The 15,494-nt window shown below is 68.1% G+C and carries 11 protein-coding genes and 4 pseudogenes; 9 read left to right on the plus strand and 6 right to left on the minus strand.

The features are described 5' to 3' along the window. The first annotated feature begins 143 nt into the window (after positions 1-143). Positions 144-2,702, plus strand: a complete 2,559-nt coding sequence (locus ACWGN5_RS33800; protein WP_453522243.1) for a GH32 C-terminal domain-containing protein — start codon at positions 144-146, stop codon at positions 2,700-2,702. 111 nt (positions 2,703-2,813) lie between these two features. Continuing rightward, positions 2,814-3,110 carry a putative quinol monooxygenase gene (locus ACWGN5_RS33805; protein WP_453522244.1) on the plus strand — a complete coding sequence of 99 codons (297 nt, stop codon included), beginning with the start codon at positions 2,814-2,816 and terminating at the stop codon, positions 3,108-3,110. A 344-nt stretch (positions 3,111-3,454) separates the two neighbouring features. Here ACWGN5_RS33805 and ACWGN5_RS33810 read toward each other — a convergent pair. Both ACWGN5_RS33810 and ACWGN5_RS33815 read right to left on the minus strand, forming a co-directional pair. Beyond that, positions 3,455-3,547, minus strand: a pseudogene (locus ACWGN5_RS33810) (IS5/IS1182 family transposase); the annotation flags it as partial. Positions 3,548-3,561: 14 nt separating this feature from the next. After that, positions 3,562-4,251, minus strand: a pseudogene (locus tag ACWGN5_RS33815) (carbohydrate deacetylase); the annotation flags it as partial. On the opposite strand from ACWGN5_RS33815, the gene ACWGN5_RS33820 reads away from it, so the two are divergent. Next, positions 4,166-4,696: a GNAT family N-acetyltransferase gene (locus ACWGN5_RS33820; protein WP_453522245.1), complete on the plus strand. Its 531-nt coding sequence runs from the start codon at positions 4,166-4,168 to the stop codon at positions 4,694-4,696. The pseudogene ACWGN5_RS33815 and the gene ACWGN5_RS33820 sit on opposite strands and share 86 nt — an antisense overlap. On the opposite strand, the gene ACWGN5_RS33825 is transcribed toward ACWGN5_RS33820, so the two are convergent. Then, a complete protein-coding gene (locus ACWGN5_RS33825; protein ID WP_453522253.1) occupies positions 4,624-5,004 on the minus strand; it encodes a transposase in 381 nt (126 codons plus the stop codon). The two genes, ACWGN5_RS33820 and ACWGN5_RS33825, sit on opposite strands and share 73 nt — an antisense overlap. Positions 5,005-5,499: 495 nt before the next feature. On the opposite strand from ACWGN5_RS33825, the gene ACWGN5_RS33830 reads away from it, so the two are divergent. Then, entirely contained in the window at positions 5,500-6,135 is a 636-nt protein-coding gene (locus ACWGN5_RS33830) for a VOC family protein (protein ID WP_453522246.1), read from the plus strand. Between the two features lie 824 nt (positions 6,136-6,959). Further along, positions 6,960-7,312 (plus strand): annotated as a pseudogene (locus ACWGN5_RS33835) (ASCH domain-containing protein). Positions 7,313-7,545: 233 nt separating this feature from the next. On the opposite strand, the gene ACWGN5_RS33840 reads toward ACWGN5_RS33835, so the two are convergent. From ACWGN5_RS33840 to ACWGN5_RS33850, 3 genes are all read right to left on the minus strand, one after another. Further along, positions 7,546-7,776 (minus strand): EF-hand domain-containing protein, encoded by a 231-nt coding sequence (locus tag ACWGN5_RS33840; RefSeq protein ID WP_453522247.1) that lies wholly within the window; start codon positions 7,774-7,776, stop codon positions 7,546-7,548. Next, positions 7,760-8,062: an EF-hand domain-containing protein gene (locus tag ACWGN5_RS33845; protein ID WP_453522248.1), complete on the minus strand. Its 303-nt coding sequence runs from the start codon at positions 8,060-8,062 to the stop codon at positions 7,760-7,762. Before ACWGN5_RS33845 ends, ACWGN5_RS33840 begins: the two co-directional genes overlap by 17 nt. Positions 8,063-8,360: 298 nt before the next feature. Beyond that, the gene (locus ACWGN5_RS33850) at positions 8,361-10,685 is read right to left on the minus strand and encodes an FG-GAP-like repeat-containing protein (RefSeq protein ID WP_453522249.1); all 2,325 of its coding nucleotides are present in this window, start codon (positions 10,683-10,685) and stop codon (positions 8,361-8,363) included. Between the two features lie 99 nt (positions 10,686-10,784). Between ACWGN5_RS33850 and ACWGN5_RS33855 the strand changes: the two are divergent. From ACWGN5_RS33855 to ACWGN5_RS33870, 4 genes and pseudogenes are all read left to right on the plus strand, one after another. Beyond that, positions 10,785-12,034: pseudogene (locus ACWGN5_RS33855) on the plus strand (IS701 family transposase). An 80-nt stretch (positions 12,035-12,114) separates the two neighbouring features. After that, the gene (locus tag ACWGN5_RS33860) at positions 12,115-12,648 is read left to right on the plus strand and encodes a hypothetical protein (protein WP_453522250.1); all 534 of its coding nucleotides are present in this window, start codon (positions 12,115-12,117) and stop codon (positions 12,646-12,648) included. Between the two features lie 1,143 nt (positions 12,649-13,791). Next, positions 13,792-13,938 (plus strand): hypothetical protein, encoded by a 147-nt coding sequence (locus ACWGN5_RS33865; RefSeq protein WP_453522251.1) that lies wholly within the window; start codon positions 13,792-13,794, stop codon positions 13,936-13,938. A gap of 465 nt (positions 13,939-14,403) precedes the next feature. Further along, complete coding sequence (locus ACWGN5_RS33870) at positions 14,404-14,526, plus strand: hypothetical protein (protein ID WP_453522252.1); 123 nt, start codon at positions 14,404-14,406, stop codon at positions 14,524-14,526. Positions 14,527-15,494 lie beyond the last annotated feature (968 nt).

Below are 15,494 nucleotides of genomic sequence, written 5' to 3' on the forward strand. Positions count from 1 at the left end.
CAGCGGATGTCATCGCTGTCACATGTCATCGATGACATCTGTTTCCCGGGTCGCCCCCACCGCCCGGCACTGCGAATCCCCCGGCGTCGTACCACCGCAGCGGACGCGGACACGACGCCGCCGCCCCCAGTGCAGGAGAAACCATGAGCCGAGCCCCGGCCCCCCGCCGTGTCCCGCTGCGCCTCGTCGCCGCAGCCGCCGCGACCTGCGCACTCGCCGTCAGCGCCGTCGCCCCGCAGGCGGCGGCGGAGGACAGCCGGCCGTACACGGAGACGTACCGCCCCCAGTTCCACTTCAGCCCTGCGAAGAACTGGATGAACGACCCCAACGGACTGGTCTGGTTCCAGGGCGAGTACCACCTCTTCTACCAGTACAACCCGAGCGGCAACACCTGGGGCAACATGTCCTGGGGCCACGCCGTCAGCAAGGATCTGGTGCACTGGCAGGAGCTCCCCCTCGCCATCCCGCACGACGACGAGGAGATGGTCTTCTCCGGCAGCGCCGTCGTCGACCACGACAACACCGCGGGGTTCGGGACGAAGGAGAACCCCGCGATGGTGGCCGTCTACACCAGCCACTCCAAGGACGGCGGCAAGCAGGCCCAGTCCCTGGCGTACAGCACCGACCGAGGGCGCACGTGGACCAAGTACACCGGGAACCCGGTGCTCGACATCGGGTCGAAGGAATTCCGCGACCCCAAGGTCCAGTGGTACGCCCCCACCAAGAGCTGGCTGATGACGGTGTCGCTGTCCACCGAGCACAAGGTCCGGTTCTATTCCTCCAAGGACCTCAAGAACTGGACGCATCTGAGCGACTTCGGCCCGCAGAACGCGGTGGGCGGCGTCTGGGAGTGCCCGGACCTGTTCCCGCTGCCCGCCGACGGTGACCCCAAGCGCATCAAGTGGGTCCTCGTCGTCAACATCAACCCCGGTGGCATCGCCGGTGGTTCGGCCGCCCAGTACTTCGTCGGTGACTTCGACGGCAAGCGGTTCACGCCCGACGACGACGGCTCGTACACACCGCCGCCCGGCGTGGTGACGCAGGACTTCGAGGGGGCCGACTACGGCACCTGGCACACGACCGGCACCGCCTTCGGCGACGCCCCGGTCCCCGCACCCGCCCTCGGGACATCGGGCACGAGCGGGGCCGAGGGCAGGGGACTCGTCGACAGCTTCCACAGCGGTGACATGGAGACCGGCACCCTCACCTCACCGCCCTTCACCGTCGACAGCCCGTACCTCAACTTCAAGGTCGCCGGTGGCCGTCACCCGCACATCCCCGGCTCGGTGATGGGTGATCCCCCCGCGCCCGCGGGAGAGGTGCTCGCCGACTTCGAGCAGGACGGCTACGGCTCCTGGACCACCACGGGCACCGCCTTCGGCAGCGGCCCCGCACGCGGCACGGTCCCCGGGCAGAACCCGGTGACCGGCCAGGACGGCGGCGGCCTGGTGAACAGCTTCCTCGACGGCGACGCGACCACGGGCACCCTCACGTCGCCGGAGTTCACCCTCACCGCGAAGCACATCAACTTCCTCATCGGCGGTGGCAATCATCCCTCGGGCTCCGACGCGCCCACCGCCGTCCGGCTCGTGGTCGACGGCAAGACCGTGCGCAGCGCCACCGGCACCGACTCGGAAGAGCTCAACTGGTCCTCCTGGGACGTCGGCGACCTCGCCGGCCGGACCGCACACATCGAGGTCGTCGACCAGAACACCGGCGGGTGGGGCCACATCCTGCTCGACCAGGTCATGCTGTCCGACACCCCGGCGCGCCCCCGTTCGACCGAGACGGCGGTGAACCTCCTCATCGACGGCAAGGTCGTCCAGAGCGAGACCGGCGCGGACAGCGGCAGCCTGGACTGGGCCTCCTTCGACCTGCGCGCCCACCAGGGCAAGCAGGCCGTCGTCCAGATCGTCGACATGAACCGGGCCGGCTGGGGGCACATCCTGGCCGACCACTTCGTCGCCGCCGACCAGCCGGCGATCCCGAGCGTCCGGCGGGCTTCGTGGGTCGACCACGGCAAGGACTACTACGCGGCCGTCTCCTGGGAGGACGCCCCGGACGGCAGGCGCCGGATGATCGGCTGGATGAACAACTGGCAGTACGGCAACGACATTCCGACCTCCCCCTGGCGCAGCGCGCAGAGCATTCCGCGAGAGATGGCGCTGCAAACCGTGAACGGCCGGCTTCGGCTCACGCAGCAGCCGGTGTCCACGGTGGAATCGCTGTACACCGGAACCCCGGTCCGTGTGCGCGACGTGCAGATCGCGGAAGGCTCCGCGCCACTGGCGGGAGGCCGCGCCCGCGGCAAGGCGCTCGACATCCGTGCCACCTTCGCCCTCGGTGATGCCGAGCGTTTCGGGTTCAGGGTGCGCACCGGCGAAGGGCAGGAGACCGTCATCGGTTACGACAAGGAGGCCGGGGAGCTGTTCGTCGACCGCACGCGTTCTGGTGCGGTCGACTTCCACGGCGACTTCCCCGGCATGCAGCGTGCACCGCTGGCGGCCAAGGACGGCAAGGTCGAGCTCCGGATCCTGGTCGACTGGTCATCCGTCGAGGTATTCGGTGGCAACGGCGAAGCCGTCATCACGGACCAGATCTTCCCCGACCCGGACAGCGACGGCATCCAGCTCTTCGCCGAAGGCGGCTCCGCCCGCCTGGACAGGGCCCAGGTCTGGCAGGTGCGGTCGTACCGCGGCTGACCGGCCGCGCAGTTCCGTCGACGGTGCGGAGGCGGGGGACCGATCCCCGGAACCCGGCCTCCGCACCGCTCACCCATGCCGGCGCCGCCGGCGAGAGACAGGAGACAGGACATGAGGAAGACCCTGCTGGCCGAGTTCACCGCGCTCCCCGGAAACGAGGAACGCGTCGCCGAGCTCGTCAAGAACTACTCCGCCCGCGTCCGTGAAGAGCCCGGAAACCTGGCATTCGAGGTGTACACCAAGGAATCCAGCCCCCTGGCGTACTGGATCTTCGAGGTGTACGCGAACGAGGCCGCCTTCCAGGCCCACTTGGCGGCACCCTATGGCCCGCCGTTCAACGCGGCGCTCCTGCCGTTGATCGAGGAAAAGGAGTCCGTGCTCACCTTCCTGAGCCCGCTCGACCGATGAAAGGGCGGTGGCGCACCTCGTGTCCGCGTTCCGCCGCGAAAACGGTGAACAGCGGACGACAAGGGAGCCGACGAGACGGCGCGAAGACGGCCCTGGATCGGTGTTCCCACAGGTCAGAGACCATGCCCGGGCTCAAGAGGAGCACGGTCATCGACGCGCGCTCTCGGCCAGGCGGTCGCGCCAAGCCGGGACAAGGGTGAGGGTGAAGGCCCAGGGGGGTATCCGGTCCGGGCGGCGAGGATACCGGAGCCGACGGCCCCGACGGCCATGCCCGCTTCGTAAAGCGTGTTGCAGAACGTTGTGTCTGGGCAGGTCAGGGCAGGTTTCGGGGCTTGCTGCTCACGGGCCAGGGCGAGGTTGTGCATGTGGGTGACGGCCTGGACAGCGCGGTGGAGGCCGTTGCCGCGCTGGCGGCAGTCGCGGAGGATCTTGTAGTGCGGGTCGGCGTGAGCCCGACGTCGGCGACAGCAGCGATCTGGGCACGGAATTCGACCTCGACCTCATCAGGTCGAGCCTGGCCGAGCAGGGTCGCCCGTCCAGCGGGCGTCGGGGGAAACAGCGCGCCTGTTGGGTCAAGCAACGAGGGGACCCGTTCCCTGCCAGCCAGCGGTCCCCAGGGCATGCTGGGAAAGTCGGACACCAGGGTGAGATGGATCCCGAACGGGACCTGCGGCCGTCGCCTGAGCAGATCCAGGGCATGCGACGCCGCGGGCGGCGGGAGCATCAGACTGCACGAACTGGCGATGCCCTCTTCAACCGACTCCGTCACTGCGGCGTTGATTGCGGGATACATCCCGAAGTCATCGCAGTTGATGACCAGAAGCCGGGCATCGGGCGAATACCCGAGTAACTCACTCGACTTGACTTCAGGCGTGAACGCTGCGGGCCTGCCGCTTTCATCCATGCCCGCAGTCTGGAACCCAGCCAGACGTTGCGCACCGGGATATCCGCGCAGAACCACGGTAGTGCCGTCATTTCTTGGTTCTGGCAGAGATCTTGGGGAGCCGTCGCAGAGCGTCATCCAGCGTTCGAACGAAAGGCGGCCGGGTCCGACAGTGATCGATCTTGACGTGCCCGACGTGTGTGATGTCGAGTTGACGGTGAGAAGCGGCACCAGTGCAGAGGGGATCGGCGTGTTCATAGCGGAAGAGGGCGTTTTCGATCCTGTTGAGGTGCTGAAGCTCTACGGCTCGGTCGGCTGGGAGGGCTACACCAGCGACGTCGACAAGCTCTGCCGCGGTCTCGTGAACTCTCACCTCGTCATCACGGCACGGGACGGATCGGGATCCCTCCTGGGACTGGCGCGGACCGTCTCCGACGACGAGCACGTCTGTTACGTCCAGGACGTCGTGGTCAATCCGGCGAACCACCGGCAAGGGGTTGGCCGGGCGCTGGTCGAGCACTTGATGCGGCGCTACTCCCACTGCCGATTCTTCCTCCTGTCCACAGACCACGAGGCGTCACCGGAGGGCAGCCGCAACCACGCGTTCTACCGGAGTCTGGGCTTCCTGTCCTACAAGGAAAAGAAGATGGCAGGCTTCGGACTGCCAAGGAACCGCCCTGACCTGCGCGATACGGCTCCATAGGCAAAAGATCTTGGGGGGGGTACGGAGTGCTGCTGGAGCAGGATCATCTTGCGGAGTAGATCGAATCCGGCTCGGCCGTAGAACTGTCGTTTGATCTTCTTGATGCGATTGACGGCGCCCTCGATGCTGCCAGAGCTCCAGTCGAGAGTGAGTCCGGCGGTCACGGTGTCGAGGTCTCGGCGCAGGTGGGGTGCGAACCCGGTGCGGCCGGGCAGCCGGCTGGCGCCGATGGCGTCGATCCAGGTGGGACGTGTGGATCCGAGGCGGCCGGTGAGCCTCGCCGAAGCCGCGGACGTGTCTGGCGGCAGTGTTCAGTTCGGGGCAGCGGGCCAGGACGTCTTTCAGACCGGCCCCGTCCTCCTCGGTCAAGGTCGCGGGATGTCGGGTGAGCCAGTCGTTCGCCTGCCGTACCGGCGGTGGCCGTAGGGGTGCGGCGGACGGAGCCCCGCGCAAGGCGGCGATGTGAGCTCGGACCATGCCGTAGGTGACAGGAGCTGGCTCGGCGACCAGCTCGCCGTGCAGTTGGGTGACGCTGGTGCATCCTTCAGTAAATCGTCGTTCCAGGTGGGGCTTGTAGGGGTCCAGTCTGCTGGGCCGGGGGCGGTTGTCGCGGATGGCGTCCAGCTCCCTGCCTGCGCGGGGATGGTTCCATCGTCTGAAGTGAGGCGGTGGGCGTCCTCCGCCGAGATAATGATGATCGGTCCGCTCCACGGCTGGAACCACAGCGGACGCGGCCGGGGCGGCGGGCGTGGCGGCGGGCGTGGCGTCGGGATTTGTGTGGGTTGTCGGGTGATGATGGCGCGGTGCGACTTGATCACGTGTCCTATGCAGTGGCCCGCGACAGCTTCGTCTCGACCGTCCAGTGGATGGGATCGGCCCTGGGCGCCGGGTTCGTCGACGGGGGCGTGCACCCGCGATTCGGCACTCGCAATTTCATTCTCCCTTTGAGCGGTGGCACCTACGTCGAGGTCGTCACCACACTCGACCACCCCGCCGCCGACCGCGCACCCTTCGGCCAAGCGGTCGCGCGCCGCGCCGCCGGGGGCGGCGGTTGGCTCGGTTGGGTGGTATCCGTCGACGACATGGCCCCGGTCGAGACCCGCCTCGGCCGCACCTCGGCCGAGGGCCACCGCGTCCGCCCCGACGGGTTCGACCTGAGGTGGAAGCAGATCGGCCTGCTGGAACTGTTGGAGGATCCGCAACTGCCCTACTTCCTCCAATGGTTGGTCCCCGTCGAGGAGCGCCCGAGCGCCGACCCGCGCACCTCCACCACCATCCACGGGGTCTCCATCGCCGGCGACGCCGCTTCCATCGCCGAATTCCTTGGTGAACCGGCCGACCATCCCCTTGACCAGATTGACGTCACCTGGGTCGAGGATGAGGAACCGGGCCTGGTCTCGGTTGAGTTCGCCACCGCCCACGGCCCGGTCACGATCTGACCAGGGCCCAACTGAAGCCGACGGCTTCCACGTCCTGGCCCCCGGCGCCCCGCTCGTCCTGCAACTGCCCGTCGGACGCGTCCAGTGGCCGGCCAGGGCGTCGTGGATGCCCGCGGCGCTGCCGCGGTGTGCACCAGCAGGCCGGCGAGCACTACTGCCGCACCTGGATCCGCCTCCTGCCCCGCATCGACGCCGCCCGCCGGCGGCTCGCTCCCTCCACGGGAACTCCGCACCTCCGCGTCCTCTGCCTGCGCCCCGGCTGCGGCTGGGCGGAAAAGCACGCCGAACGCACCCGGGTCCGCCTCAGCGGGCCCGAGTCGGCGATGGCCTGCGCCGTCTGCCTCCATCACGGCCCGTACGAGGCCGCGATCACGACCGCTGCCGACGGCTACCTAGACGTGGCCGCCCTCTGCCGCAACCTGGTGAAGAACTCGCCCTGGCCAGCCGTCAGGGCACCCTGCACGTCATGGTCAAGGGCGGCGACTGGATCTTCGGTTCCCACCTCGTCGACGAGGCCCTCCAGGCCGTGGGCCTCACCCGCACCCAGATGCCGGCCCGCCTGTTCTGCCCCCAGGTCGTCACCGACACCGGCGCCAAGCTGTCGAGAGCCCTCATACGAGAAGGCCGTGCCCCCTTGCCCGAGGCCGCCGCCCCCTGGATGCTCGACACACGGCAGTGGCCCGGCACCGCCACCGAGTACGCCGACCAGCTGCTCGCCATGGCCGAGACCCTGCTCTCCGACCCCCGCCACTTCCTCCGCTCGTACGCGGCCGCCGAGATCGGCCGCCTGATCAGCGCACCTTCCCCAGGAGCGTTCCCTCCCGATGACCGACCGCACCGCCGCGTCCGCGAGCTCAACCTCTACCGCCAGTACTTCGAGCTCGTCGCCGCGGGCACCAAGACCATCGAGGTGCGGGTCAAATACCCGCACCTTGCCGACCTCGCCGCCGGCGACACCATCCGCTTCCGCATCAAGGACACCGACGAGACCTGCGAGGTACAGGTCCTCCGCGTCACGGAGTACCCCGACTTCGAGGCCCTCCTCGAGGGCGAGAGCCCGTCCCATGTCAACCCGACCGCCACCCGCGATCAGCAACTCGCCAACATCCGCACCATTTACGGCCCCGAGAAGGAAGCCCTCGGAGCCCTCGCCATCGAGATGAAGCGCATGGCCTGACCGATTCCCGCTTACCGCACGACGAAGCGGGCGAAGTCGCGGGGCGGGCCAGTCGCGGCGGTACCGCAGCCGGTCTTCGCGCAGGAGTCGCGGCCACGTAGGCGTCGTTCACAGCACGGGCGTGCGGCGCAGGCCGGCTCCCTCGCCCGCACCGCGGGCTTCAGTACAGCGAATGCCCTGGCCGAGGAAGTCAGGGGCGGTGACTGCCGTCCTTTCCCGCTTTGTCCTCTGTCTTAGCGTGCGCCTTCGTGCAGGGCTTCGGCCATGGGCGAAGCGCCGTCGGTCACGTATGCGCGGATTGAGCTGATGTACTCGTCGCGGTCGATACGCCCGTCGCCATCGGTGTCCAGCGCGTCGAATGCCGCTTCAGCGTTGCCGGCGGTGCTGCCGAGTGCCATACGCAGCCGTGTGAATTCCGCCCGGTTCAGGGCTCCGACGGCCTCGGTGTCAGCGAGGTCGAACAACGATCCCAGCGCCTGCCGGGCCGGCGGCGTCGAAGGTTGCGCCGCCTGCCCACGTCGCGTACCGGGCGAAGGTCACCTTGCCATCTCCGTCGGCGTCCATTGACGCATGCACCTGCTCGTGAGCGACGAGAGAGTTTCGGACGAGAGGGTCGTCTACGCTGCGTCCGAGTGCCTGGGCAGCGCGCTCGGGACGAGCAAGGTATTCCTGCCGGGAGATCACACCGTCACCGTCCGCATCCAGCATGGCGAAGATGTGGCCTTGTGCTGTTACGGCGGCTGCGGCCATGGGCGTGGGCATGAGGTCGTCCGATCGACAAGGGACAGGTGCAGGCAGGAGTCTGCCCTGGTCTGCGCTTCATCGACCGCAGGGCCATCACTGCGAGTGAACAGGCGCGTCGTGCTGACACGACGGCCCGGGGCGACGTCGCAGAAGTTGTGCCAGAGCCACTTCATGTGAACGAAGCCAGGCTGGCGTGCAGAGGCGGCTGCAGGGTTCAGTACGACGGCTGGTTGTTGAAGGCGAGCCGGCCGTCGTACTGCTCCGGGGTGTGGGACGGCTCGACCTCTTCTGAGAGATCAAGCCGTCAGAAGAGGTCGCCGATCCCTGCACGTTGTTCGACGTTGTCGGACTGCGCGGGGGCGAACGGAGCCTTCCACTGGCCCGTGCCTGGGTAGAAGTGCAGGACAGTGTCATAGGTGGCGCGGTCCTGGCCTTGCGCGAGCAGGTCGTTGCGGCCGTCGCCGTCCACATCGCCGATGCCGATGAGGTTCTTGAACGAGCCCCAGCCGCCTCCGATCTTCGTCCGGGCGGCGAAGGTGCCGTCGCCCTTGCCGAGATAGAGCCACAGGACGCCGTCGCGGTCGCGGGCGACGAGGTCACCGGCCGTGCCTCCCGCCAGGTCCCCGGTGGCAGTGAGTTGGTTGTAGACGCCCCAGCCACCGCCGATCCTCTTGCGGCCGGCGAAAGGGGCCGTGGCGTTGCCGGTGCCGGGGTAAAGCCACAGCGTCCCGCTCTTGTCCGTGGCCAGGAGGTCGTTGCGGCCGTCGCCCGTCACGTCGGAGCCGGTGGCGATCTGGTTGTAGTTGCCCCAGCCGCCGCCGATTCGGGTGCGCGGGGCGAAGGGCGCCTTGTTGTTGCCCTTGCCTTCGTAGAGCCAGAGGACGCCGACCTTGTCGCGGGCGACGAGGTCGCCGTTGGGGGTGCCACAGATGTTGCCGGCGGCGAGGATCCGGTCGTAGACGTTCCAGCCGCCGCCGACCTGGATCTCGTACGGCTCCTCGTACGCGTCGAGACTCCAGACCTGCCGGACGTCGTACGAGGTGACGTAGCCGTATGCGTCGACGGCGAGAACGTCCGGTGATCCGTTGTCGTCGAAGTCGTGCAGCCGGGGCGCTCGGGTGAGGGTAAAGGTGCCCTTGCGCTCGATGGACGGGCCTATCCCATTGGCGGGTGCGGCCTCCATCGTCCAGGTGTAAGCGCCGTTGTACGCGGCGAGGCCGTCGTCATACCGTCCGTCCCAGATGAGGGGGAAGGTGGTGACGCCCTCGCGGGGTGTGCCGTTGCCGATCTTCACGGTGCGGCCGGAGGCGGTGTGCTTCAGCGTCAGCGAAACCTTCGCGTTGAACCGGCTGAGCGTCCAGCCGGCCGTCAGCTTGCCGCCTGCACGGTCGAAGTCGAAGGTACCGGTCGGGGGCAGGGTCTCCTCCACCACAGTGAGGGCGGTCGGCTGGGCGGAGGTGCGCAGGAGGGTGGCGACGGGCTTGCCGGTCGCCTGGTCGAGAGTGATCCGGTACAGGCCCTCTCCGTGGGCGACGGTGCCGCCGAGGGCGAGCAGACCGCCGTCGGCGTCGGGGACGATCGACGTGGCGTGGTCCATGAGCGAGAACGATTCGCCGGTCTTCGCCGAGCGGACGGTGACCCGGTGGAGCGGGTTCGGGTAGAGCGCGCTGCCGCCGCCGGGCTTGGTGTACGCGACCCAGTCGCCGATCGTCCGGAGCACGGTGCCGTCTGCGTAGCCTGTGTGGTCCAGCGGTACTCCCAGGGCCTGGTCGGTACCCCTCGGCGCGACCACCAGCCTGCTGCCCGCAGAGTACGGGTTCTCCACCCAGGCCACATGGGTCGGCGTCAGGGTGAGGGACTCGATGTCCGTCGTGGGCTTGAGGGCGTACGTCTCCGCCAGCGCGCCCGTAGCTGGGTCCACCACGGAAAGGAAGCGCGAGGAGAAGTCGGCCGAGTGGTGAACGACGGCCAGCGCCCCCGGTCCGGCCGGATAGTCGAGCCTGGTGACGTGGCCTTCCGGCACGGCCACCTTCCGGTCGACGACCTTGCCTCCTTCCAGGGAAACCAGGTGGTGCTGCCGCACACCGTCCACCGTCGCTGACATCACCAGTGTGGTGCCGACGACTTGCTGGAGCTTGTACGGGGTGGCGTCCGTGTTGAACGCCGACGTGTCGATCACGATCGGTTCGGCCGCCCCGCCCATGTCGGTGAGCGTGAACACCGCCCCGGCCTGGGTGACGACGATGTCGGTGCCAGGGCTGCCTCGGTAGGACCTGACCGGCAGGACGGTGGTCGCGCCGTCGGCGTAGCGCGTCCACCGGTAGGCGGTGCCGTTGCCCGGACCTGTACGGGTGAGCATCCCGGTGCTGCCCGCGCTGACGATCACCGAGTCGGCGGGGACGGTCAGCGGAGCGACCGCGTCCTGCGAGGCCTGCGCGGATACGACGGGCGCCGAGCCCGCCACCGGGGTGGACGGGGTGGCGAGGGCGGGGGTGACGGCCAGAGCTGTGCCGGCCGTCACCGTGAGGACGACGGAAGCGGCCAAGGCGGGACGCCCTGAGGCGCTAATACTCCAGCCGTAGATCGTGATCTTGCTGTTCAGGGCTGGTCTGGAGATGGCTGCGGCCACCGTTGATCATCGTGAGTTGTGTGGACAAACGAAGATCAAGCGGTGGCCGCGGGGCACAGCGTAGTGCCTGCCCGGTGGCGGGCGATGTTCGACCAGCTGATGGGCCGCGTGGCGAGCCGGTTTGCTCGGGTCGAACCCCGACGTCGCGCAACCGCGTTGGTGCTCGGACTGCTGTCAGACCTGCCCAGGAAGAACTGCTGGACGCTGGCCGAGCATGCGGGCGACGCGACGCCGGACGGCATGCAGCACCTGCTGCATCGTGCGAAGTGGGACGCCGACGCTGTCCGCAATGACGTGCGTGGCTACGTCGTCGAGCATCTCGCCGACGACCAGGCGGTGCTCGTGGTCGACGAGACGGGCGATCTGAAGAAGGGCACGGCGACCGTCGGCGTCCAGCGCCAGTACACCGGCACCGCCGGCCGCATCGAGAACGCCCAGGTTGCCGTCTATCTCGTGTATTCCGCCGCCCGCGGTCACGCCTCCATCGACCGAGCCCTGTACGTGCCACGCTCTTGGACCGAGGATCCGGACCGCTGCCGGAGCGCGGGCATCCCGGACGATCTGGCCTTCGCCACCAAGCCCCAGCTCGCCGCCCGCATGGTCGAGCGGGCGCTGGACGCGGGAACCCCCGCACGCTGGGTCGCGGGCGACGAGGTCTACGGCGACAACCCCCACCTGCGGATCACCCTTGAACGCCGCCGGACCGGCTACGTCCTGGCCGTCTCCAGCACCCACACGATCACCACGCGCGCTGGGAAGTTCCAGGCGAAGACCCTGGCCGCGCGGATCCCGAAGCGGGCCTGGCAGCGACTGTCAGCTGGAGCGGGCGCGAAGGGCGAGCGGTACTACGACTGGGCACAGGTCGATATCCGCGACCCCGCCGGTCGGCCCGACCACTGGTGCCTGCTGGTCCGCCGCAACCGTCGCACCGGCGAACTCGCCTTTTACCGCTGCTTCTCACCCGGGCCGGCGACACTGTCGGAACTGGTGCGGGTGGCCGGGCGGCGCTGGACGATCGAGGAGACATTCCAGGCCGGCAAGGCCTGACCGGCCTGGACGAGCACCAGGTTCGCCGCTGGACCTCCTGGCACCGCTGGGTCACCCTCGCGATGCTCGCCCACGCCTTCCTCGCCGTCACCGCAGCCACCGAACGACACGACCAGCCCGCCCAGCCCGCCCTCGACGGCCTGATCCCCTTGACCGGAAACGAGATCCAGCACCTGTTCGCAGCCCTGATCAGCCCGGTCCACGACGTCGCACACCGCCTGCGCTGGTCACACTGGCGACGCCGACACCAAGCCCGCGCCCGAGCCTGCCACTACCGACGGCAAGCAACAGCCCAGCCGTAGAGGCTGGTGTTCCCTGACCGGTGGCGATATCGAGATGTCGCGAGGTCGGTTCCGATGCATACTTCCTCACCGTGGAAACCATGACAGGCGAGCTGCGACGCCTTCGATCCGGACCGGGAGCCGAGGATGACGACCAGCTCCGGCCGTTTCTCGTACGCTGCCGGTTCACAGCCGAGGATCCGGCCCAGGTCATAGCCAATGCGCGTGCGGTACTCACGTGCGTGGTCGCGCAGATGACTGAGTGGCCGGCGGATGAGCTTTGGCCGCAGCTGCTGCCGAACTGGTTCATCCAGCGGTGCGCACCCGAGACTCCGGAACCGGAGCACGGCGAGCCTTTCGACACCGAGGCGTGGCTGCGTCAATGGCGGGCCATGACGCCAGAGGAGAGAGCGGCCGTCGATCAGGAACCGTGGACGCTCTCGGGTTGGCTGTACTACTTCGACCCGACCGAGGAAGGAATGGGAGACGACCGCAGCTGGTGGTGGTGGCACGCAGGAACCGACGAGTCGGGCGGCTGGGTGCAGGTGGCCACCACGGGCTGGCCCTTCAGTAGCGGTTCGCTGTCCTGGCTGATTGAGGCCAGTGGGGGTACGGATCTCGTCTACGGACCATGACCAGCGACTCGCCATGATCGCGAACTACGGCTGGAGTACTAAGGGGCGCCGAACGGAAGTACTTCAAGGGGGATTCCTCCCGAAATCTGTGGTCGTGGCATTGGTGGGCCGCGATCACAGGACTCACGAGAGCCGTTCGAGGTTGTACGGCAACTCGGCAGCCGGACCCCAGTTGCGTCCTTTTCTCGATACTTTGACACCTGATACGCCACACGTGATCTGGCGACGCAGGCGGGCCATCAGTGACAGCAGATGCCCAGTTACGCATTCCCTGGGGCGATCCAATGCTCGGCGAGTCGGGGTGCGGAGTTGAACTCCTCAGGCTGGGACAGTACTTGTGGTCCTTCAGGTCTTTGCACGTGGTGTCCGTGCGCCATAGCGGGAAGATGGAAGTGGCAGCAGGCGCACGATGTTCGTCACGTTGACCTGTCGGTCTTGAGGGTGCAGCCACGAGACGCCTGCGACTGCTAGGACCGCTCCAGCGGCCCATCGACGCTCTCGCCTGGGATTCCGCCACTACTATCAGAGATATTTCGATTCGCACCTCGTCCTGCGGCGCCCAGAAAACGCTCACCCTTGGCGCGCGTACCGAGGCGGCATCGACGCTCCTGGAGCTCCAGGTGGGTCCGCCATGGGCTCCGACCTTGACCCGGAATCACACGACCACCCCCCTTTGGGCGTATGGGGAGAGTCTTCGATGAGTTGTCGTAGACGGCACTCCGAATGGCGGCGGAAGCTACCGCCACGAGCACCCGCTGTTCTTGTAGTGACCCGACCCTGGCAAGCCACCAATCGTGCACCGAGATTGACGTATTCCATCGGCCCTTGCCCCCGCTTGCGGCTCCCTGCGGCCGACGGATCGGCACACGTCCGACCCCGTCCAAAGGGTTGATCTGCTCCCTGCGTCTGTGGGGTTGGTCCCTTCAGTGGTGGCTGCGTCCCTGACGAGGTGATGTTGCTCCCTGCCCGTGCGGGGATGGGTTGATTTCGGGGCTGTGGTGAGCATTCTCGATGTATTGACCATGCCAGCGGCTTGTCATGGCTGCTCCCCGCTTGCGTGGGGGTGGTCCTGTCGCGCCGCCGCACCGGCGGGGAGCTGGCCCGCTGCTTCCCGTGCTTGCGGGGTGGTCTCGTCGGGAGGGCGTGTATGTCCGGCTTGCGGTGCTGCTCGCCGTACACGTCCACACCGCGCGTCTCGCCGGACTGCTGGCCGCGCCGGCTCCCGGCGACTGGGCGCGCGCCGCCATCGGCCAGGGCAGCCATCACCCGTCCCCGCCCGCCCGAACGTGACGGGCGGGTCACCTGCTGCCCGCCACTGCGCCCCCAAGTACCGGGGACGGCCCCGATTCACCGGCCACGACGAGGCCGTCCCGGACACCACTGCCCTGGACGGGGCGATCGTGCGGGCCGCCACGGCCGAGGGTGCGGCCCGGTGGGCGGCCTCAGAGGTCCCGAAGGTCTGGCGTACTCCCGGGGGCTCCGGAGCGACCGCCCGCCTGTTCGTCGACACACGGCACTCCAGCCCCCGCTGTCACTGACGTCTGCGCGACACGTCGCCGCCGCCAGCTCCGCCCGCAGGGCGGCGAACGCGGGGTCGCCGCGCAGCGAGCCCGGCGGGTGATTGCGTGCCTGCGGATGCCAGTGCCTGACCCTGGCGTGGGGTTCCTTGCTGGCCGGTCGGCGAGATCGTGCCGCTGCCCCGCGCTGCTCGGTGTCACCGGCGCCGATCCCGTCAGCGGGTGCAGGTGATCAGCAGTGGACGGCATGCTCGACGTCCGCGGCCGGCCTCGCCGAATCGTCGCCACCATCCGCGAACGCCACCACGCGGTCCAGGAACTCCTCGCCCAGCTGCCGGTCCCTTCGCGGGGTCAGCCGTGACTTGGACCTGGACTACTACTCCGTCCGCCGATACGCCCGGACCGCCGATGTCAACGAACTGCTGGTGCAGGTCACCCAGCGGCGGACTCTGCTGGACGACCACAAGCCCTGCATCTACCAGCGCTTCACCCAAGGATGCAGCAGTGCCACCCCACTGCTTACGGGCTGTTGCAGAGGTGGCGAGTCACTACGCCAGGGAGTGGGAGCGATTGGCCGACGTGCTGCAGCAAGACGATCGGCGGCGCGAGCCCCAGCAGGTAACCAAGTCCGTACAGCAGCAGACGGCAAAGCACGCAACTGACGTCTCCTGTTGACTCCGTAGCCGGACTTCCCGCCCACCGGGTAAGCCGAACTGCGGGAGCAGTGCCTGAACGGGCTGTCACAACACTGCACGCCCATTCTCGTGAGTGAACGTCTCTGCAGGTGCTGGCTTCGCTTAGGCAGCCCAAAACCGTCAACCTGGCGACTGTGCCGGGATGGTGGTGCACGGCGCCCGCATCGCTCCGGGATAACCATTCCGTGGACCCGGGTGCCGACCTGTCACCCAGGGGCACGTTTCCGTATCGCCTCGAAGGGGACGGCTGCCGGAAGCACCCCCTGGAGCAGGCGCTTCACCTCCAGTGGGAAGCGGCAAACAGGCCAGGTCGATCCAGCCGGCTCGGATCATCTCGCGCTCTTAGCTGCCCGCGAACGTAGTTTCCCAACCGGACGTCATCCGCGCGCCACTGGGCACATTTCGCCACGGGCCTCGGCCTTGCGGGAATCGGGACTTGGGCATCTTCTGAGCCTGACACCCCACCCGGCCACCGCCTTCGCACCCATAAATCGCGTGGCGCTCGTGGTGTTGTCGTGGAGATTTGAACCTACGGAGCACTAGGGCCTGTTGTGAAAGTGCTGGTCACAGCCATTCGTTGATGGCTGCGATCAGCACTGTCGCTTCGTAGCGGACGGCGAGTTTGTCGTACCGG

The organism is Streptomyces sp. NPDC055815 (assembly GCF_053616475.1).

What these genes read in the sequence shown, in the direction of transcription:
- ACWGN5_RS33800 (WP_453522243.1), top strand. Translation starts at nt 144, where the DNA reads ATGAGCCGAGCCCCGGCCCCCCGCCGTGTCCCGCTGCGCCTCGTCGCC.
- ACWGN5_RS33805 (WP_453522244.1), top strand. Translation starts at nt 2,814, where the DNA reads ATGAGGAAGACCCTGCTGGCCGAGTTCACCGCGCTCCCCGGAAACGAG.
- ACWGN5_RS33845 (WP_453522248.1), bottom strand. Translation starts at nt 8,062, where the DNA reads ATGGCCGCAGCCGCCGTAACAGCACAAGGCCACATCTTCGCCATGCTG.
- ACWGN5_RS33860 (WP_453522250.1), top strand. Translation starts at nt 12,115, where the DNA reads ATGACAGGCGAGCTGCGACGCCTTCGATCCGGACCGGGAGCCGAGGAT.